Raw genomic sequence first — 22,812 nt, 5'->3', positions numbered from 1 at the left:
ATTAGATTTCTTCGCAATACTAACGTGCTGCACGCAAAGTGCAGGATTTTAAACTCTCGGTTGGGGCCAATAAATAGACCTGATTCACCGGCAAATTATACTGCACAATCCTGACTTTTATGATTTGTTCAGGAATAGTACATTGGAATTATATTTTCGGGATTTTAAAAAATTGAGAGGTACTACTATCCCATTCCAATAAATAATATTACGAGGTGTACAAATGAATACAAAAACTATCGGGGGATTTTTGATTCTCCTTATTACCCTATCGGCCTGTGGAACGCCTTATCAGGTCAAAAAACTCTCCGTGAAGCAAAACGATTACCTGGATGCCGCTATTGAGGCTACTGCCATTCAATCGGAAGCACTGGTATTGGCTTCTGAAAAGTTAGTTTTGCAAGCAACAGAACGCATAGACCAACTAGCCAAAGAAGATACCGAGCGCTTTTCCACTCTACTGGCTGATGAAACACTTAGTGCGGAAGAAGTCAGCCAGGCCCTCACCCAATACGCCGCATCCATGGAAACGGCTAACCGGAACAAAATCAAGCTGCTTGAAGATCTGGCCACTATCCGGGAACAGTCGCAAGAACTGCAGGAATATCTCAAACAGCTCAAGCAAGTACATGTTGCTTTGGATGCCTACATCCAGTCTGAAAAAGCTGGAGAAGCCGTCGTTAATGATGTGCTGAACCTGCCGGGTATTGAAGCCTTGGTACAACAAATGAACAATAGGATTCCAACACTCACGAACGGGCTCAATCAACTCAATCAAACTATAGAATCATTAGGGGTAACAAATGACTAAGCAAGAATTGGACGAAAAAATTGAAGAACTGGAACAGGCACTTGAGGGGCTGCCACCTTTGCAGAAAACTTTGAATGAGAGCAAAATCGGGCAACTGAAGATGCAAATCCAAGGAATGACTCTTTCCGACATTAAAGAAAAACTGGAAACCATTTCTCTGCCTGAAAAGAATGACATTGAGGCTAATATTGAAGCAGCCACAGATGCAACTCAGGCACAAAACAAACGCGTAGATGCCTTTAATAAAGTCTATGGGTTTATTAAAGGACGTCTTGGACTTGGTTAGACATCAAAAATGAATGGAATTCCATCCGTTAAATTGCCCATATTATTGAAGCCCATGCACTTAATGTGAACTTGGGTAAATCATTCAGCTGCTCCTTAAACAAAGCTAGTTTCACTTTACTTGATCAGTTATAGGGTTAAATTTTAATCTTATAGCTGACTCACTTTTGTTAATATCTGTTTACCAATAATATGGAAACATCATAGTTATTATCTTCTGCCAGCACTCACAATCATATTTATTCAAATTAATGCTTCATACTATGGATACCTCCCGATTGCGCCCCCTTTTTTCCCTGTTTGTATGTTTTTTGGCTCTCGCATTAAGCATACCGGCAAACGCCCAGGATAAAACACGATATGCCAATATTCAGGAAGCTCTCTTCAACAGCGGCAACCTGAGCGGCGAAAGTGGACCTTCAAATGTGGTTTGGATCAACGGCGGACAGCAGTATTCCTACACCCAGCGCAATTCTGATACCAATGCATCGGAAATCCGGTCATATGATCCCGCATCCGGCGAGGACGAACTCATTTTTTCCACTTCTGATTTCAACACGCCGGGAACCGATGAAACATTCCAATATGATTCTTTTCAGTGGACCGATGACTCCCGCTTTATCGTGTTCCAATCAAATTTCCGGCCTATTTACCGGCGTTCGGGCATTTCTGATTACTACTATTACGAGGTAGAATCCGGTGAGCTAAATGTGCTGGTTAAAGATGCCATGACCGCTGAACTCTCTCCCGACGGTTCCAAAGTAGGCTATGAGCGGGAAGGAGATCTATATGTGTATGATTTAGACAGTGAAACTGAAACACAGCTCACAGACAGTGGCGCCAAGAATTTTTATAACGGTCGTTTTGGCTGGGTATATGAAGAAGAATTTGGGCTAGCCCAGGCCTGGAGCTGGTCGCACGACAGCCAGTACATAGCCTATTGGCAAACGGATGAGCGTGATGTAAAACTGTTTATGTCTACCGATTACTCCGGGACTTATCCTGAATATGTAGAAATTCCTTATCCAAAAGTAGGTGCTGACAACCCAAAAATTAAGATTGGCGTAGTTAATGTAGAAAGCGGCGAAAATGAATGGATGGATCTGGATTTACAGGATGGATACATCCCCCGCCTTTACTGGACCGCACGTCCCGGCACTTTGGCTACGGTTTGGTTGAATCGTCCGCAGAATCACCTCAAGCTGCATTTCTTTGACGTACAATCCGGCGAAGGCGATCTCATCATGGAAGAGCAAAATGAAAATGGCTGGATTGATGTATTTGACTTTTTTGCAGGCATCAATCACTATTTTACCTTCCCTAAAAACCTGGAAGAATTTTTCTGGGTATCTGAGCGCGATGGCTACAATCACATCTACCGTTACGACTACTCCGGAGAGCTGACTAACCAGGTTACTGACGGCGAGTGGGAAGTGACCAATATTCACGCTATCAACCCGAATTCAGAGTACATTTATTACACCTCTACTGAAGTAAGTCCGTTGGAGCGCCATCTTTATTCTATCAAGTTTGATGGCTCCAATAAACAAAAGCACACCCGGGAAACCGGTACACATTCCATCAATATGGATGAAAATGGCACCTGGTACATCGATCGCTATTCCAGTGTGGATACTCCGCGGCAGGTTGAGCTTTGGAGCACTACCGGCGAAATGGTAGAAAAACTGGTGGATAACTCTGAGGTTTCTAAATACATAGAACAACATGTGTATGCGCCCAAAGAACTTTTCACCTTCACCACTTCAGACGGACAAGAGTTAGACGGCTCCATCGTAAAACCTATCGACTTCGATCCCTCGCAATCCTATCCGCTGTTATTGAATATTTATGGCGGCCCGGGGGCACAAGGCGTGTATAACAGCTGGGAAAGTAGTGGCTGGGTGCAATACCTGGCGCAGCAGGGCTACGTTATTGCCAATGTAAACAACCGTGGCAGCGGTGGCTATGGCGGCGATTTTGAAAAGATTGTCTACAAGAATTTGGGGCATTGGGAAGCACACGATTTTGCAGAAACAGCTAAATACTTGTCTTCAGAATACGAATGGGTTGATGAAAGCCGCATCGGTATTCGCGGGCACAGCTATGGCGGATATATGAGCAGCTTCTCTATACTTACGCATCCCAATGTATTTCAGGTGGCCATCGTTGGCGCTCCGGTAACCGACTGGCGTTTGTATGATACTATCTACACCGAACGCTACATGGGCTTACTGGAAAACAATGAAGAAGGCTATGCCCAAAGTGCCCCTACCACTCACGCTCCCAAACTTCAGGGCAAAATGTTCATCGCACACTCATCCATGGACGAAAACGTACATGTACAAAACACCATGCAATTTGTGAAGGCACTCACCGATGCCGGCAAAGATGCCGACCTTCGAATCTATCCTCCTGGAGCTCACGGGGTGGCCTACAACCGTGAGAGCTATGTACTGCTGTACAAAACCTATACCGAATACCTGGAAGAGCATTTAAAAAATCTTCAATAACCGGATGTATCTTTGACGGATGGCTGTTATCAATTGGCGGCCATCTGTTAATAGTTATTAATTTTTTTTAACACTTTTGCAAAGTGCACCGATAATATTGGCTAAATTAGCCCCTTAAATTTAAAGCCGCATTCTTTAGGACATTGATATCATCTCGTTTTTTTTCGCTCATTTTACTCATGTTAACGGTACCGGTTTTTACCCAAGCGCAAACAGCTGGTTCTCAATCCCGGGAAACCATAAATGTGTACCTGGATTGCCGTGGTTGTAACGACAGTTACGTACGCTCAGAAGTCAATTTCGTCAATTTTGTACGAGATCAGTCAGACGCCGAAGTGCACCTATTGGTTACCCTGCAGCAAACGGGCAGCGGCGGCTGGAAGCATACCCTGAACTTCATTGGGTTGAATTCCCTGAACACGCAATCCCAGGAGATGACTTTTATCAGTCCAAAGTCTGATACAAACGACATGATGAGAAACCGGCTGGTAAAGTATGTGAAGCTTGGACTCGTTTACTTTTTAGCGGATAGGGATGTACTTTCAGAGCTTAATGTGAATTTCTCAGGGATAATGAATACCGGGGAGGAAATTGAAGAAACCGACCCCTGGAACAGCTGGATTTTCCGCATAGGGGCAAGTACTAACTTCAGCGGCGAACAATCAGAGGAAGAACTTTGGGTTGGCGGTAGTCTTGACGCCCGGCGTATCACTGAAAACTGGAAAATTCGGCTGGAATACGATCAGAGCTATGAAAAGCAGACATTTTATTCAAAAGACGATGAAGGCAATAAAGAGACTGATATCTATGTCACCGAAAACAGAAGCTTTTTTGGTTTGTTGGCCCATAGTCTTGGTGATCACTGGACCATAGGTAGCTATTCCCGTATCCGAACCTCCACCCAGGATAACATTGATTTAAGTATCGGCGCTACCCCCTCCATTGAATACAGTTTATTCCCCTACCACGAGCATACCCGGCGTGAAGTCACTTTCCGCTATGGCGTGCTGGGCTCTCACTACGACTATACTGAAGCTACCATTTATGAAGAGGAAGAAGAGTTTTTGTGGAGACAGGAGCTCAGTGTTCGCACCGACTTCACCCAACCTTGGGGCGGTATATACGGCTGGCTGGATGCAGGCAACTACATGCACGACTTTAGCTTGAACCGCGTGAATATGGGCTTGCGTCTCAACATGCGCGTAATGCGTGGACTCTCTGTTTTTCTTTCCGGACGCTATTCTGTGATAAATGACCAGTTGAGTCTTGCAGCCGGAGAGGTTTCCGAAGAGGAACGCCTCCTGAACCTAAAGCAGCAAGCCACTTCCTATAACTATCGGGGTTCCTTTGGGCTGGAATTCAACTTTGGCTCGGTTTATAACAACGTGGTTAATTCACGATTCTAAGATTTATCAGGTTCCAACCATTTCAAAATATTATAGTAAAGAAAAAGCTCCGGTTAATTCCCGGAGCTTTTTTTGATGGGTAAAATCAACGTATAGATTTTAGGGTTTTACTCTCCACTACCGCCTTCAGCATTGCCTTCTGAACCATTCGCAGAACTCGTATCAGGCAGCATAGTATTTAGTTTTTCTCCACCACGAATTCCAAAATCCAGTGTTCTGATTGGGAATGGAATCATAATGTCTTCGTTATCAAAAGCCTTTTTCAGTTTGATGATAGCTTCGCTTTGAGCGCTCCAAAAATCCGGATGTTTATGAAAATCAACCCAAAACCGTACATAGAAGTTGATTGAGCTGCCTCCAAACTCATAGAAATAGAATTCTACGTCTCGATCCTGGTCTCGCTGTTCAACACTGGAAATAGCATCTAAGGCTACTTTCTTAACTTTTTCAAGATCATCACCATAAGAGATACCGCAAGCTAAATCGATTCGGCGCTCTCCATTTTTAGTATAATTGGTGAATGGGTTTTCATACACCACTTTATTAGGTACATACACAATTTGTCCCTGAGCCGTGCGAATGACCGTATTTCTCAGGTTTAGTTTCTGAACGGTTCCAAAATAATCGTTGGTTTCAATAATATCTCCAATTCCAAAAGGGTGACGAATGGAGAGCAGAATACCTGAAATGAAATTGGCAGCGATATCCTGAAATGCAAAACCTAAAGCCAGACCTATGATACCAGCACCGGCCAACAGGCTTGTAACTGTGCCATCCAGATTTAAAATACTTAGGGCAAAAAATACCCCAATGCCAATCACCAGCACTGCCAATACTGTTTGAATGAGGGCGGTAACGGTTTTATTGCCGGTAACCCTTGAAAGCAGTTTCCCGGTAAACTTCCTGATGATCTTTGCCAGCACATAAAATAATAGCATGACTAATAATGCCATCACCAGGTTGGGCAGCATCTCTATGGCAGTGGTAATCCAGTTTTCTAGCTTGCCTGAAATCAGTTCATAAATACTTTGCGGATCAAAATTCATGTATGTGTAAATTGATTATTATTGGCGATTAAGTGTATGTGCCTAAGGCTCATATCTTTATAAAGGGGAATAGCTGAAAAAAGATTCCATAATTTTTTTGATCTAAGAACACCCGCTTTTTTACTTATTCAGATTTGTATTCTTCCCGCTCTACCCCTACTCTTTTGATCGATTATAATCCTACAAACTATTCATTATATCAGCTGCCTTGTCACGAGGAAAAATATATAGCAAATATACTATTGCCGTAAAGGATCTTCAGGTTGAAGTACGCCGCAAAAATGTTAAAAACCTAAACTTGCGCGTTTATCCTTCCAAACAGCAGGTTCGTTTATCCATACCCAGGCGAGCCACTTTAGCACATGCCGAAGGCTTTATCACCCAGAAATACTCCTGGATTAAACAAAAACTATTGGATAAACCGGCTAAGAAAAAGATCACCCCAAAAACATTTGAAGACGGTGAGACACATTATGTAAGTGGCAGGGCTTTTACACTGAATATTGTTCATAGCAAACAATCTCAAGAAGTATTGGTTGACCATGAGACAGACACTCTACACCTTTCTGTACCTGCCGGAAGTTCTGCTGAAAAGAAAGAACGGGTGCTTACGGAATGGTATCGGGCTGAACTAAAGAAGCAAATCCCCGGACTGATCAATAAATGGGAAAAGCCGATGGGTGTACGTGTGAATGAGTTTGGAGTGAAGCAGATGAAGACCCGTTGGGGCAGTTGTAATATTAGGCAGCGACGCATTTGGCTAAACCTGGAATTAGCCAAGAAAAGTCCTGAACTGCTGGAATATGTAGTGGTGCACGAAATGACACATTTATTGGAGCGCTTGCACAGCAAACGTTTCTACCAAATTATGGAGAAATTCCTGCCCAATTGGAAGCAGCTTGAAGTGGAATTAAACGGGCGTTTTCGGATCCGCAATTGTTGATTAAACAACCATTATAACTTTTTTGAATATCTGCAAAACCCGATAGAAGTCATTCCTGCGGAAGCAGGAATCTTATTATTGCCAGTAGACCTACGTTGAAATTTATAGATCAATTAGATTTCGGGCCTACGCCGCGAAATGACAGCCAGAGGTTTATAAAAACACTTTTGTTAGTCGATCAAGAACTTATTAGTACTTCCGCAGCCGTTCCAGTCCGCCCACCATGATCATGCCTACCAAAATACCCAACACACCTCCCCAAACATTGGGATCATCGCCGGTTTTGTCGCCCAGCCAGCCGGGTACATAGGGCTCGGTGTGAATCAGTTTCTTTTTGACCGTTTCAATTTCCACCTGCTTCATTTCATCAAAGGTGGATTCTTCATTGAAGACTTCTCCCAGACGTTCAAACTCTGGCAGGTTGGTATTGGGAGGATTTTCCATCAACTCCTGCACCCTGGGTTCGGTCATATACAACACTTCGGTTTCCCGAACTTGCTCCACATATTCTCTGTGCTGATAGGGCCAGATCACATACAGAGACCCAATCAAAAAGCCAATGAGTACGGCAATGGTTTGGGCATGATAGCGCCCCAGCAACCACGACAGAAAACGGGAGAATGCGGCCAAGCCGACCACAGCTCCTACCATAAAGGGTAACAGACCAAGCAGCCCGTCAACCGTCTCTACGCCACCGAGTTTACCAATCTGGCTTAACAGATAATCATATTTGCGCATGATAAGCAACAGGTAAGAACCGGAAATTCCCGGCAGGATCATTGCGCAAATGGCAATACAACCACTGAGGAATACAAATGCCGGATGTTCAGGAGTATCTGCCGGAACCAAGGATACGATCCATATTCCGAAAGCCATCCCCAGAACAAGCATTAGCATTTCTGTTTTTGTGAACCGCTCTAAGGCCTTTATCAAAATGTAAATGGAGCCGAGTATCAACCCAAAGAACAGCCCGAAGACTATTTCTGGATAGGTAAACATGTATATCTGCAACGGTACTATCTTAGTAAAAAATCCAAGCGCTGCAAAAATACCCGCAAACAAGCTCACCAGGAACAACAGGTGAAGTTCACCAAAAGCCTGTTTCCATTTAAAAGTGAAGAACAGTTTCAGAAACCGGCCATTTACACTTTTAATGGCATTTAGCAAGCGTTCGTAGATGCCTACAATTAAAGCCATCGTGCCTCCGCTAACGCCGGGTACGATATCCGCCGACCCCATTAAAAAGCCTTTTAGGGCCAAAAAGGGAGCTTCTTTAAATGAGGTTGTGTCTTTGGGTGATTCAGGAGTTTCTTCAGTCACTACCCCTCTCCCCATCCTTTTTCACCAATCAATGGCACAAATTTAAAATTAGAAAATTCTTCGCGTTCGTATTCATTTTCGGCCGTTCGTCTGATGCGCAGCATCATCTGGCTTTCATCATTTCCAACGGGGATTACAAGTCGCCCGCCAATACTTAATTGTTGTACCAGGTCATCAGGTACCACAGGCGCTCCTGCAGTAACTACGATACCATCATAGGGCGCATAAGCCGACCACCCAAGGGTTCCGTCGCCTGACTTTAGCATGGCTTTGTAGCCAAATTCCCGTAAAGCCTCTTTGGCCTTGAAATATAATTCCTTATGGCGTTCAACGCTGTAGACCTCAGCCCCCAGTTCGCATAAAACCATACATTGATAGCCGGAGCCGGTACCAATCTCCAAAACCTTTTCACCTTTTTCAATATTAAGAAGTTCAGTTTGGGCGGCTACAGTAAATGGCTGAGAAATGGTTTGGCCCATGCCAATCGGCAAAGCGGTATCATCGTAAGCTTTGCTGTGCAGGGCGGTGTCAATGAGTTTATGTCTCGGTATTTTCCCAATAGCCTGTAAAACACGCTCATCTTCAATGCCTTTTTTTCGCAACTGCTCAACCAGTTGCCTGCGCGGCCTCAAAAATCTTCGTTCCTGATTCAATGTATTGTGTTTTCTATGCTTGATTATCGAAATGCATTCTGATGCAAGTATAGGCATTTGGCTGAAAAAATGAGGCGATAATTTGTTTCTCTTTTTGAAAACTATTACGCGCTTGTTCACAAGTAGTAAAGAAATTTTTTTATCATAGACAGCTTCTTATTTTCCCTGCGAATACTCACCAACAATTTTTATGATTACAGCTTTAGCACTTCTTGAAAACCTCTCTTGGGGGATCGATCCTGAAATATTTTCGTTAGGGCCTCTCGCCCCCCGCTGGTATGGACTCATGTTTGCCGGGGCTTTTGTTTCCGGTTACCTGTTTGGGGTAAAAATGTGGAAAGATGCAGGTCGTAAACCTGAAGAGATGGAAAGCATTTTAACTTGGATACTGGTTGGTACGGTAATAGGTGCTCGCCTTGGACATGTTATTTTTTATGATCCAAGCTACTACCTGCGGAATTTAGACGAAGTGCTGGCCGTATGGAAAGGCGGGCTTGCCAGTCATGGCGCCGCTGTGGGTATTATCGTGGCTATGTATTACCAGGCCAAGAAAGCTCCCGGCATGACCTTTTGGTGGCTCGCCGATCGCGTCGTGATACCGACCGCTGTAGGTGGGGCCTTTATACGCACCGGTAATTTCTTTAATTCTGAAATTTATGGACACGTTACCGATGCTCCCTGGGGTATAATCTTCACCAATTTACCGGGACAAGCCGGGATGGTACCCCGTCACCCTACCATGCTGTACGAAGCTATACTGTGCCTGCTGGTTTTTGCCGTACTTTGGACCATCTACAAAAAATATAAAGCGCATCCACCGGAAGGCTCTCTTTTTGGGATGTTTCTTATCCTGTTATTTAGTGGCCGTTTCTTTCTGGAATACACCAAAATACCACAAGCTGATTTCGCAGCCGCATGGCCCGTTAATATGGGACAGTTATTGAGTATCCCGCTGGTATTAATAGGACTTTATATTGTTACCAAAAAGGTTGACTGGCAACAAAAAGACTCCTGAATAGTGAGCGAAGCTCATTTAGAGAAAATGAAAAAGCCCCGGCATTAACCGGGGCTTCTTTATGCTAACAACTAACTATGATATATAACTACTATTGTAAGTTATGCTATGAATGTTTCGTTGGTTTAGAACGAAATTTGGTAATTGAGAGCCAGTCCGTGATTCTCAAAAGCGGAATCATCCAGGGGCAATAAGTAGTTAATTCTGAATGCTGTTTGTCCTGTAGGATAATGAGTATACCCGATCACGGCACGTTCAGTTTCTACACTGGAAAGCACATCAGAGTTGAATTGCTCATAACGAGCCAGCATTTCTACTTTTTCAGAAAACTTGTAACCACCTGTTACATGGAAGCCAAAAACATTGTCTTTGTCAGGAATACCGGCGTACTCCAGGCTGGCTCCTAACACTTCTGTCGCCAAAATTACCTGGCTGTTTTCAAAGCGAAGGTCACCACCGTAGATTACTCGTTCGCCATCAATAGCTGGCAGTACTTTTCCTGTGATTGAAGTGCCGTTTTTATCACCAAAAGCGGCATTCACGCCACCTACCAGTGTACCTTCATCGGAGCTAAAGCCAAGGCGGCCAGCATAGTAAAATTTATTATTGTCATTGCTATTCAGCGAATTACCGTTAAAAATACCAACACTGTAATTGAAGTTATCATTGAGATCACCGCTAAGTTTTGCACCAATATCGCGGTTCTGAGTCAATGCGGTAACAACCTGGCTACGACTTACGAAGTCGATTTTGTGCGGCCCCGTCAAAAATTCGTAACTGATGCCTGGTTTTTGTGCACCTACAGTGAAGTTTGCGCCATCGCTAATTTTATATCCAATGATAGCATCCAGCAAAATGCTGTTGTCTGCTGCATCAAAATGAAGGTTGTAACTAAATCCACCATCCAGCTTTCCTGTTACTTTCAGACGAGCTTGAGGAACTGTCATTCTACGTGTTCCATCGCTGTCAAAGTCGATAGTGGAACGAGCCATAATAAGTGAACTTATATTAAAAGCCTCACTCTTAACCATTTTGCGCAGCTCATTAATAAGTTCGTTTTCTGAGGATTGCTGTGCCTTTAAATCAGCTGAAGCTATTCCTGCTATACAGAAAACAGTTAGAAATATTTTTAGAAAGTTATTCATGACGTATCGTAATTTGTATTCCAATTCAATTTTTTTGTTAGAATGAAATGATGTTCCGCAGTCCGAATATCCATGCATTTGACAATTCGGCGTCAAAGCCGGGATTGACTACATACTGTACATCCGCTTGTAGTTGAATATATGGATGAAGCTGAAACCTGTAAGTCCATTCATAATTTGTTTCGGCCATCTCTGGCGTCTGACCACTAATCAACACTTGTTCGCGATAATTGGTACTGCTTTGGGTATAAGCCACAGCAAAACCAACTACATCTTTTTTATTTGACTGAAGAACTCCTGAAAGGGCTACTCCGCCTCCGCCAAAAAAAGACAACTCGCTTACCGAGGGATTACTCATTCCAACCCGGCTGAAGAAGTGTGCTTCCGGCCACTGATTATCCTTATCGGCAAATTTGTATTCTCCTAAAGCATAAATTCCATATTCGTAGTTTTTCTGCCCATTTGGTCTCCAGCTATCCCGCTTGTCGGTGTACATCCACCCGCCTATTCCAATGCTGTTATCGGCATCCACCTCGCGTCCCAGGTAGTTTGAAAGACGCCTTTTTTGTCCCCTGAGATGTAATTTATCCTGATCTACCGAGTGTAAGCTCAGCTCTGTTATCAGAAATAATCCGTCATCTTCCCTGAATTTAATCTTAGTACCCCTGGTATTGCCCGGATCAGAAGGCACCCCATCCAATAAGGCTGCCTGCCAAACCAATCCCCGCCATGGATTCAGTTTTAAGCGGGCACCCATCGAGGTATGAGGAAAGGTGGACGGGCCCAAAGTACCACTCAACGCAATGGTAGGGTCTAAACCGTGCGAGCTGTTTAAGAAAAGCTGACTGCTTTGCAGATAATTGAATTCAGAATTGATATCATATAATCCCATAAGCAGTGAACTGTTGAGTAAGAAAAACTTTTTCTGTGCCCAAACTTCGTACAATCTCCAGGACGTTTCTGCCTCAATATTGCTGACTCCCTGCACATCACCAGCCAATTCTGAAATGCTGCCACCCTGATTTCCCAAACCGTATGCATACACGGTTGTACCTGACAGAACCGGACTGCCCAGCTTCTCAAGGTCTACTTCCAGATTAATGTCGATGTTGTCGAAATAACGTATGCCCTGTTCTTCTCCGCCAGCTACGTTGCCAAATAAATCACCAATGTAAGTGGCACTTAAACTAAAAGGATTATCAGAACCTGGGGGCGAGCCCGAAGCTTGAGCGTTACAATTCTGTGTCCACGAAAAAAAAAGGGCACAAATAATTAAAATGTGCCCATGTTTCCTAACATCCATCTTAGAGCTGTACTTATTTCCGATTTTCTATTCCGACCTCAAATTGACTTTAGCCAACGAGCATTGGATTTCTAAACGCAGGATATCAGCACACCGTTTCAATGGTGCTTTAGCTGTCAGTAGTTTAAATGTGTGATATTGCTACAACATTATCACCCGGTTTTAGTCACCGGCATGCTCTAACAATTTCTCATAAGCTTCCTGGCATTCTTCCAGTAAATCTTCCAGCTCTTCAGGGAAAGGATCTTTGTTAGCCTGATACTTTCTGAAGCCCGTAGAGCGATGTACATTGTGGTACCAGTGTTTTGCCCACACACCATCCTCTTTACGGGGACCGGCTGGCCATTTCAGCATAGCTTCATCAAATGGAATTCCCAGGGAGCCGCAAAGTTCACGGAGCCGAGACTGTGGGTACTGCAAAATATTCTTTGCATCTACAATCTTGGGTTTTTTACCTACCGTTTTTAAGTATTCCACGATTTCAAGATGTTTGGCATAACCCAGATCTTCCATCGTTGGATTTTCGATATGCTTTATATAAGAAGGTAGCATATCTCGCGGGGGCCGGGTAAGTATTACATTGGTTGTTTCTTCCAGAAAACTCCAGTTCAAATCAACCAGATGATGGCTCATATTTTTGAAAAAAGCGATCGGTGTTTCGTAATCTCCCAGTATCACTTCATCAATGACTTTCTGCCCATCCGTTTCCTGAGATTCCATTACCTCATCCGCACTGGGATGATATTCTTTTGCGTCTGTTTTGCTAAGGTAATGCCCATATAAGGGTTCATCCACAACTGTGGTATCATCGCGTTGTGCAAACGCATACATTAGTGCAGTTGAAATATTACGTGGACCACTCCACAAACAGATTCTTCTTGTTTTTAGCATTATATTTATTTCAGTTTCAAATTTTAGACCTCGCTACAGCATTCTCAACGGCCTGCGTGTATAGTTCCTGCAAACGTTGTGCCATGTTTCCGGGAACTGATGTGCTGATAACCCGGCCATCTATCTCTGTAACCGGGGTAATCCCTCCAAAACTACCGGTAACAAAGGCCTCATCGGCACTATAGACGTCATACAGTGAAAAATTCTTCTCAAAACAAGGGATTTTTTCTTGAAGGCACAAATCTATCACTTTAGCCCGAGTGATGCCATTCATGCAATATTGTCCGGTTGATGTCCACACTTCCCCATTTTTAACCATAAAAAAGTTGGTAGCATTACAGGTAGACACAAAGCCGTTAACATCCAGCATCAGGGCTTCATCTGCGCCGGCTTCCAGGGCTTGGATCAACGCTTGTACTTCGTGAATTTTGCTATGGCAATTGAGCCTAGGATCCAGGTAATCGGGAGACCCTCTGCGTACGCTGCTGGTGTGCAATTTAACACCCCGGTTCCGGCTCTCCGGATCAGCTTGTTTATATTCCGCGATGATAACCAAATTGGGCCCTGACACGGTTAAACGGGGATCTTGAGAGGGCGTTTTCTTAATCCCACGGGTAAACATCACGCGTACATGCACCCCGTCTTTCATATCATTTGCATCCAGGGTTTTCCAAACGACTTCCCTGATTTGATGGCGGCTCATTTTCAGATCCATCCCAATGGCTTTGGCTCCCTGGAACAAACGGTCAAGGTGTTCGTCCCAAAAAACCAACACGCCTCCGTGCAGCCTAAGCCCTTCCCATACGCCATCACCTACTAAGTACCCGCTATCAAATACCGAAATTTTGGCATCATTCCGGGGTAGTAGTTCTCCATTTACATAGACGAGAACGTCTTCGTTTCGGGGATCTTCAACTGCGTTGTGTGTGCCGTGGACCATGATTTTTGAGAGAACATAACATTTTCCTCTCAATACTCATAAAATGGAGCTTCAGCATAAGATTTTTTTACTAACCACTTTCGCTAGCTAGCTGTTTTTGGTGAGCGATCTTTGAATTCTGTATCACTATAATTCACCCATATCATCCACAAAATAAAAATCACGATATAGAATATAGCCGTGGTGGAGTAGTCATGGGTAAAATCAAAGAAAGTGGGCCAGTACAATTGTGTAACCGCTAATATCATTATTCGGACAATGTTTACCAGGTAAATTACCCCAACACCGACAACCACATAAGCCGCTCTTTTTTTCCAATCTCCGGGATAAGCCAGGATAAACCCGATGAATAGGCCCATAGCAGCAATCCCGTTACAGCCATCAACTATTTTTATACCGGGCGACTCACCGATACCAATGATGCGATTGACAGTATATGCATCGAAGCCCAGCCACTGTAGCAGACCACCCCCGGTGGCAATAATATTCAAAGAAAGCCACCTGTCTACACGACCATCGGGCAGCAGCCATAACTCATAAAGTACATACCAGGCGATAAAAAAAGCGAGCGCTTTAGCAATAAAGCGGCCAATGGGCGTATTCATAGCAACCGTTGATAAAGCTTTATAGGTTTTAGTCAGTTGCAGATAAGAAACACAATTTTAAGAACACTTCAGAATTGCAGGGCTTCTTTTTTATGATGATTTAATATTCATTCTAAAAATGCAATAATGCTTTAGGAAGAATAAAACCAATTCCGAGAATTGATTGGTTTATGGGTTAATCAGATCTTGAGTTGCCTTGTCTAACATTATCAAGGCAGATGCCGGAATGCGACCAACCGGATAACCTGAGATATTTTCTATGGGTCCCACAAAGATTCTTCCCAAATGCCCCATTCGTTCATGCGGCAGGCAAAAATAGTCGTACATACCTGCCGTGTTGAGCTTCAAAAACCATGTTTGGCCAGTCTGCAACATTCCAGAGTTGAAAGCTGCAGCATCCTCCGGAATACGCTGCGGGCGCCGGTTTTCGGGATGGTAAGCAGTCACCGTGTGTAAGCCCTCCTTTACCTCAAAACGAATCACATCTCCTGGTTGAACCTGAACCACCGCGGGTTCAAAGCGCGCATCTTCCCCGGTTCCCCACACGGTCACAGAAACGGTGTCGGAGGGAATAGCATAAGCGTTAACACTTAAGATCATCAATAGTAAAACCAGATAGTATTTTAGCATGATCCAGACCTTTGTTGCTTAATAAAGCCACCTTTTTATAGTGAATGCAACTTAACTATTATCACAGATTACGAAGCATCTTTTCAATAACTGATGCGGCCTCTTCCGTGGGCTGATTCAAACCTTCCGTACGATTCGCAATTTTACCTTCTGTATCTAGTACAGTGACCAGGTTAGAGTGCGCAAAATGTCCGTCACTGTTTTTTTGATACTTAACACCCAGCATGGTTGCCAGCATCCGGATATCGGTATGCTTTCCAGTGATGAAGTGCCACTGAGGTAAATTTAGCTGCTCATATTCAGCATATTCCTTCAAGACGGCTGGCGTATCATTCTCCGTATCAAAGGACACGGCCAGCACACTAACTTTTTGCTGTGTTGCTTCATCAAGTGAACTATACAAGCGCCAGGTATCCTGTATAAGAATAGGGCACACCTGCGTGCAGTTGCCATAAAACATGACAACGATTACCGGTTCGCCCTTGAAATCCCCAAGCTGCACGGTCTCATTTCGATGATTCGTAAACTCAGCATCCAGATGATAGAGCGAGTGTCCCGGGTGTACCTCTCCTGCCGATAAAGCTTCTTTTTTGTGTTCGTGATGGTCATGCTGTGCAAAGGTATTCAGAGAAAAAATCCCCCAAAAAACCAACGTAAATGTTATAAAAGCTCTCATAGCGTTTCAACCTGTGTGTTTTGAGAGGCAGGAGCCGGCTGGTCAAAAGCACAACGGAAGCCAACCATGCCTGTAGTAATTTTAGCATTAAAACTCATCCGCGTGATATAGCGGATTGAAGCAGCGTAACTGTACACGCTACCTAAAGTTTGCATACGCCCTACGGTACCGCAATCCAGCGAAAGTTCGTCGGCGATGATAGGTTTGAAGTCATCCACCCACTCCATGATCAAGCCAAACTGGTCTTTAACACCTGCTGTGGTTTCTATTTGGGTGGAACCGACCTCAGGCAGGTTGTTTACATCAATCCCTGAATACCAGCTGATAAGTTTGCTACTGAATTTATTGGCTTCTGCCTCATTGGCAAATTCCAACAACTGGGCTGAGTATTCCCATTCATTTAAGGTTGGCAAACGTCCGCCTTGTGCTGCACAATAAGCATTGGCTGCAAACCAGGAAACCCGGGTCACCGGTCGGTTCATACCCAGATTTTCGTAACCAGGATTAAGATCTGAATCCCACTCTCTCAAATAACCATCATTGGTAAACACCGGGGGAATTTCAGATCGTCTCCATTCCGGATGTTCTTCTAAAAACTTAACATATTGCTCGTTAGTAACCACTGTTTCATCCATATAAAAAGAATCAACTTGTACCGGTTCGCCAACTACTTCAGGCAGTACAGAGTGATAAGAGCCTGCTGGTACCAGTTTGCGGGGTGTTTGCTGTGCGTTCACTGTTTCTGATAATTCCACCGCTATCATCCCCAAGAGCAGCATTGAATAAAGTGATATGTTGTACAGAGATCTCATAGCGTTAATTTGTTAAAAGAGAGCAGGAGCGAAATTCATCTCGCCCCTGCGTAATTTACTTCTCTCAGTATCTCAAATGATCTGCCAGTTTAACTGAGCGGGCAGACTATTCGCTCTGCATGGGTTATTTCTTACGAGGTCCAGCTTTTAGTGTACCGGTTGCGCCTTTTTCAGCATCCACAAACTCATGGTCAATCAGGATGTACTTGCCTTCTTCAGGTACAATCATATCGATGGTTGCAGAGCTGGAGGCACCAAGCAGTACGGTTTGCATTCCCCTCATTTCATTAAATGGATGTCCTTCCAGCCATACACGGTCGAAGATACCGCCAATCACGTGGAAACTGGATGTACCACTTGGACCATTGTTACTTACGTGAAAGCGCACTCGCTCGCCGGCATTTGCTTTCAGCGGTTGGTCGTGCAGTATGGTTTGGTGACCGTTAAAAACTACGTGAGAAGGATTATTGGCAGAAGCGGCCTCAAAATCATATTGATACAACTCGCCAGGACCTTTGGTCAGGTAGTATTCACTTTGTACTACCACATACTCTCGGTCTACTTCATATCCAGTGTCGTAGCCATCTTTAGGCGATACCACTACTACCCCATGCTGCCCCATTGCAGTGTGCATAAGAACACTGGGAGTTCCGCAGTGATAGATGTAAGAACCTGCATAGTTGGCAATCCAGTCAAACTTGATAGTTTCACCGGGTCCAATGGTTCTCCACTTGTCATCTTTAGCTACCGTTCCGGCATGGAAATCCATAGAGTGCGGCATAGGCATGATGGCTGACTTATTTTTCTGATAAGTATTGTTAGCCACTTGTTGCATAAAGGGGGAACCGCCTTTATTCGGCTCGGTAATGGTTACTTCCTCATCCGAACGATTTTTCATGACAAAGGTAATACGGTCGCCTTCCTTCACGTGAAGTACGGGACCGGGCACGGTTCCGCCGAAGGTCCAGGCTTGGTAGCGAACGCCTTCAGCCACTTCAATTTCTTGTACGATGATATCGATGCGAACTTCGTGATGTTTGTTGCCTTCGTAATCCAGCGGGGCAAGATTCGGAAGTTGGGTGATGTATTCGCCCACAACGGGAGAACCGTTGTAATCTTCCGTATAAACTTCAGCTTCTGGCATCCCGAATGTCATTCCATCCAGAGTATACTCTTCGGTTTGAGCCGATAACATCGAACTCATTCCAAATAAAACCATTCCGACCAAGAGGGTAATTTTTGATATTGCGCGTTTCATAGTATTAGGGTTTATTTAGTTAAAGTTTTAAGACTATTTTGTCTTAAATAAGTCATCATTTATTGGTTAGATTCAACCTAAACATACATTGTGAATTTAAGATGAATTTGTCTTAAATAATTTCGACCCACTATTTTCCCTCGTTCCACACGCTCCGCGTTAGGACGAAGATGTATTGATAGATATCGTTGAACAAAAAAACCGGAAAGCAGGACTTCCCGGTTTTTTATTGGCAGAGTGATTAAGCTCTTTCAGATTCACAGAATGAAACCATCAGGCGGGTTGCAGGCCAAAAATGGTTTCCAGTCGTTTTCGTTGTTCTTTAACCGTTTGCCCAATAGAAGCTAGATTCTCTCCGGCATAGGCTTCTGACTTGGAAATTTCCAAGCAGTAATCCATACCCTCTTCCAGGTTCTTACGGAAACGGGTAAGCTTCCGGTCTTCATTCGGATCGCCTTCTGTTTCATCTACTAAATCCTGCAGGTAATCCACATACATACACATTTCTTTAGCAAACATATGAGGACGCTCAGCATTAACCAGCGATTCACCACGTCCATAAATATGGTTCACCATTTCTTCAAGCGTGTATTCACCGTCAAACCAGGCAATATTTGGTCCAGGACAGATGGCCTGAGGTGCCCGGCTTTCCTTTATCATACCAAGTTGAATTAAGGCTCCGTTCGCAAGATGATCACACAGACAAGCTTTATCCAACACCTTGGTTTTAAGGCGCTCTTTCTTGGCATCATCATAGTCTGCACTGTTAATCTGGTCTAACTTCAACAACTGGTATTGGGTGGATGCGGTGCAAATGGGGTTTTCCGTAAACTCGGTGTTGGTTTCCAGAAATCCTTTAGGGCAAGGCGAACCCGGTTTCCCTTTTTCTATTCGCTCCTGGTGCCACTTTTTGGAACCGGAGTTTCTAACATTATTAAAAGGCACTCCCAGCGGTGAAACTCCGCTCAGGTATAAATCTTCTTCTTTGGCATTTTCCAATAGCTTTCGGGTAGTTAGATCTACCGTAGTTGCTTCAGGAACCAACAAAAAGGGACTGCCCCAGCCGGTATTATCCATTTCAAAATCTTTCAACAGGCGCTGCATCTCACCATTAGTGCCGATACCACCCTGTACCGTAATACGAGGCTCAGTTATTTCCCAATCGCTGTCAAAGCCTTCTTTTTCGTCTTCATAAAACTTGACAACCAAGGGCTCTACCGCCGTGGTAAGCTGATCTTTCTTCTCCCGAAATTCTTTTAACAAAGCGGGCAACAAGTAACCGTCAGAAGCAAAAGCATGGCCTCCGCAGTTCAGTCCCGACTCAATACGATATTCAAAAACTTCCAATCCTTTTTTAGCAAGGTATTTCCCCTGAATTAAAGCCGAACGGAAATCACTTACTTTCAGAATAATTTTCTTTTTGATATCCCCGGATGCATCCCGGTAAAAATCTTTAAAATCAGCCAGATAATTATATAATCTTGGGTTAAAGCCTGCTGATAAAATCAAGCTGGAAGAAAGTTTACTATTGGCATATCCACGCAGGGCAGCACTGGCATCGCTAAATTCAGCACTCAGGGGTTTACCTGATTTAGACAAGTTTAACTTATCCACCTTGGCCATAATATTTACATCAATAGAACCTGGCTTCATCCAGTCATTCAGCATTTTTTTGGCATCATCCAGCATGGAAGAATCAGCCGACTCTTGCATATTAGACCATAACTTCTTCAGGGGATTTTCATCCGGAAGCATTCTAAAATACTTGGCTTTCTCATTGTCCTTAAGAAAGGGCTGGGCTTTTATATCTTCGAATTTCTGATGAACAATGTCATGCACGGTATCAAGATATGCCGTGATTCGTTTAGCCCGTCCATCTTCAGCCGAGCGAGGTATATTCTTGTAAGGTAGATCAAATTCTTGGCAATAATATTTGCGGATTTTTTCTACCAGAAGGTCATCTACTACAGACATCACTGAATTGATGCCATAAGGTGCTACGCGTATGGGAGAATCGATAGAGTGTCCTGTTCCCATAACAGGAATAGAAAAAGAATGAAGTGATGTTGACATAGGATTATTTTACAGACAGCTAACGTCCGCCTCATTGTTTGTTTCTTGGTCCGAATTTTTCGGAACACAATTATCATGTTAGCGGATATTAACATAAGGATGTGAATGCATTGTGAAGATGAGCCTTTTAAAACAATGCGGTTTAGAAGTTTATTCTCTTAACAAGTACGAAAAATTTGTCAGACGATTCTCTGCAGGATTAAAAGTACGAAACTTCATGGCAGCCGTCAGGTGGGTAGGAAGGAAGCTTTATTAAGTGGGAAGTTATTGAAATCCAGAAGGCATTTAGCTATATTAAACCATTCCAAAATGTTGGCCTATAAATGCTACAACTCATGCATGCTTCACGGGGATATATTTTAGTACTGCTTTTCTTGATTATGGGCTTTGTTATGGGCAGTTGTGGATTGCTTGGGTCAGACGGTCCCAGTAATACGATAACAATCACCGCGCTGGACGCGCAAACTAACGAACCCCTTGACAGTCTCGCCATCTATATCAATGGCAAGCTGGTAAAGGAGAATGTTAGTACCTATACCCTGACGAAAAACAAGGGTACAACCGTAACGATAAAGATTGTCCGCAATGGCTACATTGCCGAGACAAAGGAAGTAAAGATTAATGCCGACAAACCGATACGAATCCCGCTTGTCCGGCAAGCACCGGATAAAGTCACGCTCTCATACGCAATCATCGCCAACGATACCGGCACCCTCGACAATGTCGAACTACTGGTAAACGATGAAGTGGTAGCCAGAGACAGTGATGGAAGCATTGCACTTCCCTCTAGTCGCGAGACAGTGACTGTATGTGCAACGGCTGCGTATTATGAAGCCAGTTGCGACACGCTCGCCTCTCTCATCGAGAACCGCAATGTGGAGCTCAAGCTAGAGAGAAAGCGGGTAAGGATTGCCATTACACCAGAGGTAGTTGGGTATACTGATTATTCAGAAAGTTGGGATACTGGTAACGGTACACCAACCAGACCTGGATACGTGCGAAAAAGCACTGTCTATGTTCTGCAAATCGGTGACTCAACCTGGACCGAGATTGGCCGCGAGGTAAAGATTGCCGATCTGCCAGTAGACATACCCAGCACTTCCAGAGAGTTGGAGCTTGGTGAAGGCGTTGAAAGTACTATTACTTATCCGGCTGGACCAGAAGAGCTAGAAGTTCGTTTGTGGGTGCAGTACTTTCCCAAGGAAGGGCACGAGTATAGTGACAATGCTTACCTTAATGTTGCCGAGGGCTCTATCAAGCTTTCTGGCGACACTGATAGCAACATTACATTGAACCTCGATCACATTCCGGCCTGTTCAGACGGTATAGATAATGACTTCTATGACGGCATTGACACAGCCGATCCAGGCTGCATTGATCCTGAGACTGGAATCCATGATCCAGAGAACGATGTTGAGTTAATGCGAACTCGCACTCATACTCATTACATTCTCTCGGAAGATACACATCTTGTGTCAGGAAAACAAGAAGAACAACGAGTGAGACTTCTACCTGTCAGAAGCCTAGATCATGTAGCAAAAATCGCCCAGTCTTTCACAATTGAGTTCACTACTTTTGCGGAAGGAAGCCAAACTGGCGAGGATTTTGCGATAGAGCTACATACCGGACCAAGCCAAGACAACCTTGTAAAGTCCTTCACTAGCAGCATTATCCCTGATGATGGACTGGACGGCTGGCGAATTGTCCAGATCCATGATCTGACCAAAGAGTCGTTCGCCAACGGAACATATTACAAGATTATCGCAGTTCACGCTGCAAATCTTGCTGGTATAACCACTGACGGTAACGATGATGTGGTTTTCTACGAAGCGAATCTCGAGGACTACCTGGCAATTAAACTAGATTATCAGCCAGAACATGTCCCCAAAGCAAAAGTAGTTATTGGAGCAACTGCCGCCGATCTAGATGTAGACGTAACGATCAGCGATGTCGGCCCCAAAACCGACATCCGCCGATAGAGAGAAACCGGGTAAAAATACACGCCCAACAACCAAAAGCAGTCGGTTGATATTTAATATTCATTCGTCCATGAATCTCGTCATACCAATGACAAGATTCGGACATAAGTTCGTGTAACGGTACTTTTAAAATACTTTAAAAGTTATCCGACACTCACTTAATACATAAATCAAATCCCGCACCCAAAAGTGCGGGATTTCTATTGCATTACCTAACAACAAGCACACAGGTCGAACCTCTGTTTTGTTTAGAGCACGTCTCAAGCTTATCCTTGAGGGGCACTTCCCCTATTCTTGAACAAGGCGCTGGTAGGTGGATTGATAAATCCACTCTTCAAGCGGAGTGAGCGACATAAACACTTGTATTTATATTCGAACGCACCCCAAGAGTACTTCCTCGCTAGCAAGCTAGCTCACAGCGCAGCGCCGGGAGACAAATAGATAAACATCTACGAAGTAGATGCGAGAGCCAAGAGACTCTCAAAAAATACACACTTACTTGACTGCCAAG

20 protein-coding genes are annotated in these 22,812 nt (G+C 44.0%); 7 read left to right on the top strand and 13 right to left on the bottom strand.

The genetic code is table 11. From position 1 onward, the window contains the following. Positions 1-223: 223 nt before the first annotated feature. The 4 genes from FN815_RS04050 (at position 224) to FN815_RS04035 (ending at position 5,012) form a co-directional block, all read left to right on the top strand. Complete coding sequence (locus FN815_RS04050) at positions 224-811, top strand: hypothetical protein (RefSeq protein ID WP_142453328.1); 588 nt, start codon at positions 224-226, stop codon at positions 809-811. Continuing rightward, positions 804-1,097: a hypothetical protein gene (locus tag FN815_RS04045; protein ID WP_142453327.1), complete on the top strand. Its 294-nt coding sequence runs from the start codon at positions 804-806 to the stop codon at positions 1,095-1,097. Before FN815_RS04050 ends, FN815_RS04045 begins: the two co-directional genes overlap by 8 nt. A 262-nt stretch (positions 1,098-1,359) precedes the next feature. Continuing rightward, positions 1,360-3,606 (top strand): S9 family peptidase, encoded by a 2,247-nt coding sequence (locus tag FN815_RS04040; RefSeq protein ID WP_142453326.1) that lies wholly within the window; start codon positions 1,360-1,362, stop codon positions 3,604-3,606. A gap of 179 nt (positions 3,607-3,785) precedes the next feature. After that, a complete protein-coding gene (locus FN815_RS04035) occupies positions 3,786-5,012 on the top strand; it encodes a hypothetical protein (protein ID WP_142453325.1) in 1,227 nt (408 codons plus the stop codon). A 107-nt stretch (positions 5,013-5,119) separates the two neighbouring features. On the opposite strand, the gene FN815_RS04030 is transcribed toward FN815_RS04035, so the two are convergent. Further along, on the bottom strand, positions 5,120-6,058 hold the full coding sequence (locus tag FN815_RS04030) for a mechanosensitive ion channel family protein (RefSeq protein WP_142453324.1): 939 nt from the start codon (positions 6,056-6,058) through the stop codon (positions 5,120-5,122). A gap of 208 nt (positions 6,059-6,266) precedes the next feature. Between FN815_RS04030 and FN815_RS04025 the strand changes: the two genes are divergently transcribed. Continuing rightward, positions 6,267-7,001, top strand: a complete 735-nt coding sequence (locus tag FN815_RS04025; protein ID WP_185957152.1) for a M48 family metallopeptidase — start codon at positions 6,267-6,269, stop codon at positions 6,999-7,001. A 189-nt stretch (positions 7,002-7,190) separates the two neighbouring features. Here FN815_RS04025 and FN815_RS04020 read toward each other — a convergent pair whose 3' ends face one another. Together FN815_RS04020 and FN815_RS04015 are read right to left on the bottom strand one after the other, a co-directional pair. Beyond that, positions 7,191-8,321: a DUF368 domain-containing protein gene (locus FN815_RS04020; RefSeq protein ID WP_246075141.1), complete on the bottom strand. Its 1,131-nt coding sequence runs from the start codon at positions 8,319-8,321 to the stop codon at positions 7,191-7,193. Beyond that, complete coding sequence (locus tag FN815_RS04015) at positions 8,321-9,031, bottom strand: protein-L-isoaspartate(D-aspartate) O-methyltransferase (protein WP_142453321.1); 711 nt, start codon at positions 9,029-9,031, stop codon at positions 8,321-8,323. Before FN815_RS04015 ends, FN815_RS04020 begins: the two co-directional genes overlap by 1 nt. Before the next feature lie 133 nt (positions 9,032-9,164). Here FN815_RS04015 and lgt point away from each other — a divergent pair, with 133 nt between their 5' ends. Further along, entirely contained in the window at positions 9,165-9,989 is an 825-nt protein-coding gene (gene lgt, locus FN815_RS04010) for a prolipoprotein diacylglyceryl transferase (RefSeq protein WP_142453320.1), read from the top strand. Between the two features lie 125 nt (positions 9,990-10,114). Here lgt and FN815_RS04005 read toward each other — a convergent pair whose 3' ends face one another. The 10 genes from FN815_RS04005 to FN815_RS03960 form a co-directional block, all read right to left on the bottom strand. Beyond that, entirely contained in the window at positions 10,115-11,134 is a 1,020-nt protein-coding gene (locus FN815_RS04005) for a porin (protein WP_185957151.1), read from the bottom strand. Positions 11,135-11,171: 37 nt separating this feature from the next. After that, positions 11,172-12,437 (bottom strand): carbohydrate porin, encoded by a 1,266-nt coding sequence (locus FN815_RS04000; protein ID WP_142453318.1) that lies wholly within the window; start codon positions 12,435-12,437, stop codon positions 11,172-11,174. Positions 12,438-12,599: 162 nt separating this feature from the next. Further along, positions 12,600-13,328, bottom strand: coding sequence for a sulfotransferase-like domain-containing protein (locus tag FN815_RS03995; protein WP_142453317.1), 729 nt, complete (start codon positions 13,326-13,328; stop codon positions 12,600-12,602). A gap of 16 nt (positions 13,329-13,344) precedes the next feature. Further along, on the bottom strand, positions 13,345-14,268 hold the full coding sequence (locus FN815_RS03990; RefSeq protein WP_142453316.1) for an aminotransferase class IV: 924 nt from the start codon (positions 14,266-14,268) through the stop codon (positions 13,345-13,347). A gap of 83 nt (positions 14,269-14,351) precedes the next feature. Further along, positions 14,352-14,873 carry an exosortase X gene (gene xrtX / locus FN815_RS03985; RefSeq protein WP_142453315.1) on the bottom strand — a complete coding sequence of 174 codons (522 nt, stop codon included), beginning with the start codon at positions 14,871-14,873 and terminating at the stop codon, positions 14,352-14,354. A 168-nt stretch (positions 14,874-15,041) separates the two neighbouring features. Then, positions 15,042-15,503, bottom strand: coding sequence for a cupredoxin domain-containing protein (locus FN815_RS03980; RefSeq protein ID WP_142453314.1), 462 nt, complete (start codon positions 15,501-15,503; stop codon positions 15,042-15,044). Between the two features lie 61 nt (positions 15,504-15,564). Then, on the bottom strand, positions 15,565-16,179 hold the full coding sequence (locus FN815_RS03975) for an SCO family protein (RefSeq protein ID WP_142453313.1): 615 nt from the start codon (positions 16,177-16,179) through the stop codon (positions 15,565-15,567). Beyond that, positions 16,176-16,991, bottom strand: coding sequence for a formylglycine-generating enzyme family protein (locus FN815_RS03970; RefSeq protein ID WP_142453312.1), 816 nt, complete (start codon positions 16,989-16,991; stop codon positions 16,176-16,178). The genes FN815_RS03975 and FN815_RS03970 overlap by 4 nt, the downstream gene beginning before the upstream one ends. A gap of 124 nt (positions 16,992-17,115) precedes the next feature. Continuing rightward, complete coding sequence (locus FN815_RS03965) at positions 17,116-18,249, bottom strand: multicopper oxidase domain-containing protein (RefSeq protein ID WP_142453311.1); 1,134 nt, start codon at positions 18,247-18,249, stop codon at positions 17,116-17,118. A gap of 273 nt (positions 18,250-18,522) precedes the next feature. After that, positions 18,523-20,322 carry a hypothetical protein gene (locus tag FN815_RS03960; protein ID WP_142453310.1) on the bottom strand — a complete coding sequence of 600 codons (1,800 nt, stop codon included), beginning with the start codon at positions 20,320-20,322 and terminating at the stop codon, positions 18,523-18,525. Positions 20,323-20,657: 335 nt separating this feature from the next. Here FN815_RS03960 and FN815_RS03955 point away from each other — a divergent pair, with 335 nt between their 5' ends. Continuing rightward, a complete protein-coding gene (locus FN815_RS03955; protein ID WP_142453309.1) occupies positions 20,658-22,301 on the top strand; it encodes a hypothetical protein in 1,644 nt (547 codons plus the stop codon). Positions 22,302-22,812 lie beyond the last annotated feature (511 nt).

Source organism: Gracilimonas mengyeensis (assembly GCF_900182705.1).
GTDB lineage: Bacteria > Bacteroidota > Rhodothermia > Balneolales > Balneolaceae > Gracilimonas > Gracilimonas mengyeensis.
The sequence above is the reverse complement of the archived record's forward strand: the minus strand, read 5'-3'. Positions and strand labels throughout refer to the sequence as shown.

Excerpts from the sequence above, each read along its gene's own strand:
- FN815_RS04005 (WP_185957151.1), bottom strand. The coding sequence starts at position 11,134 with ATGAATAACTTTCTAAAAATATTTCTAACTGTTTTCTGTATAGCAGGA.
- xrtX (WP_142453315.1), bottom strand. The coding sequence starts at position 14,873 with ATGAATACGCCCATTGGCCGCTTTATTGCTAAAGCGCTCGCTTTTTTT.
- FN815_RS04050 (WP_142453328.1), top strand. The coding sequence starts at position 224 with ATGAATACAAAAACTATCGGGGGATTTTTGATTCTCCTTATTACCCTA.
- FN815_RS03980 (WP_142453314.1), bottom strand. The coding sequence starts at position 15,503 with ATGCTAAAATACTATCTGGTTTTACTATTGATGATCTTAAGTGTTAAC.
- FN815_RS04040 (WP_142453326.1), top strand. The coding sequence starts at position 1,360 with ATGGATACCTCCCGATTGCGCCCCCTTTTTTCCCTGTTTGTATGTTTT.
- FN815_RS03960 (WP_142453310.1), bottom strand. The coding sequence starts at position 20,322 with ATGTCAACATCACTTCATTCTTTTTCTATTCCTGTTATGGGAACAGGA.
- FN815_RS04045 (WP_142453327.1), top strand. The coding sequence starts at position 804 with ATGACTAAGCAAGAATTGGACGAAAAAATTGAAGAACTGGAACAGGCA.
- FN815_RS04015 (WP_142453321.1), bottom strand. The coding sequence starts at position 9,031 with ATGCCTATACTTGCATCAGAATGCATTTCGATAATCAAGCATAGAAAA.
- FN815_RS03995 (WP_142453317.1), bottom strand. The coding sequence starts at position 13,328 with ATGCTAAAAACAAGAAGAATCTGTTTGTGGAGTGGTCCACGTAATATT.
- FN815_RS04030 (WP_142453324.1), bottom strand. The coding sequence starts at position 6,058 with ATGAATTTTGATCCGCAAAGTATTTATGAACTGATTTCAGGCAAGCTA.
- FN815_RS03955 (WP_142453309.1), top strand. The coding sequence starts at position 20,658 with ATGCATGCTTCACGGGGATATATTTTAGTACTGCTTTTCTTGATTATG.
- FN815_RS03965 (WP_142453311.1), bottom strand. The coding sequence starts at position 18,249 with ATGAAACGCGCAATATCAAAAATTACCCTCTTGGTCGGAATGGTTTTA.
- FN815_RS03975 (WP_142453313.1), bottom strand. The coding sequence starts at position 16,179 with ATGAGAGCTTTTATAACATTTACGTTGGTTTTTTGGGGGATTTTTTCT.
- FN815_RS04000 (WP_142453318.1), bottom strand. The coding sequence starts at position 12,437 with ATGGATGTTAGGAAACATGGGCACATTTTAATTATTTGTGCCCTTTTT.
- lgt (WP_142453320.1), top strand. The coding sequence starts at position 9,165 with ATGATTACAGCTTTAGCACTTCTTGAAAACCTCTCTTGGGGGATCGAT.
- FN815_RS04035 (WP_142453325.1), top strand. The coding sequence starts at position 3,786 with ATGTTAACGGTACCGGTTTTTACCCAAGCGCAAACAGCTGGTTCTCAA.
- FN815_RS03990 (WP_142453316.1), bottom strand. The coding sequence starts at position 14,268 with ATGGTCCACGGCACACACAACGCAGTTGAAGATCCCCGAAACGAAGAC.
- FN815_RS03970 (WP_142453312.1), bottom strand. The coding sequence starts at position 16,991 with ATGAGATCTCTGTACAACATATCACTTTATTCAATGCTGCTCTTGGGG.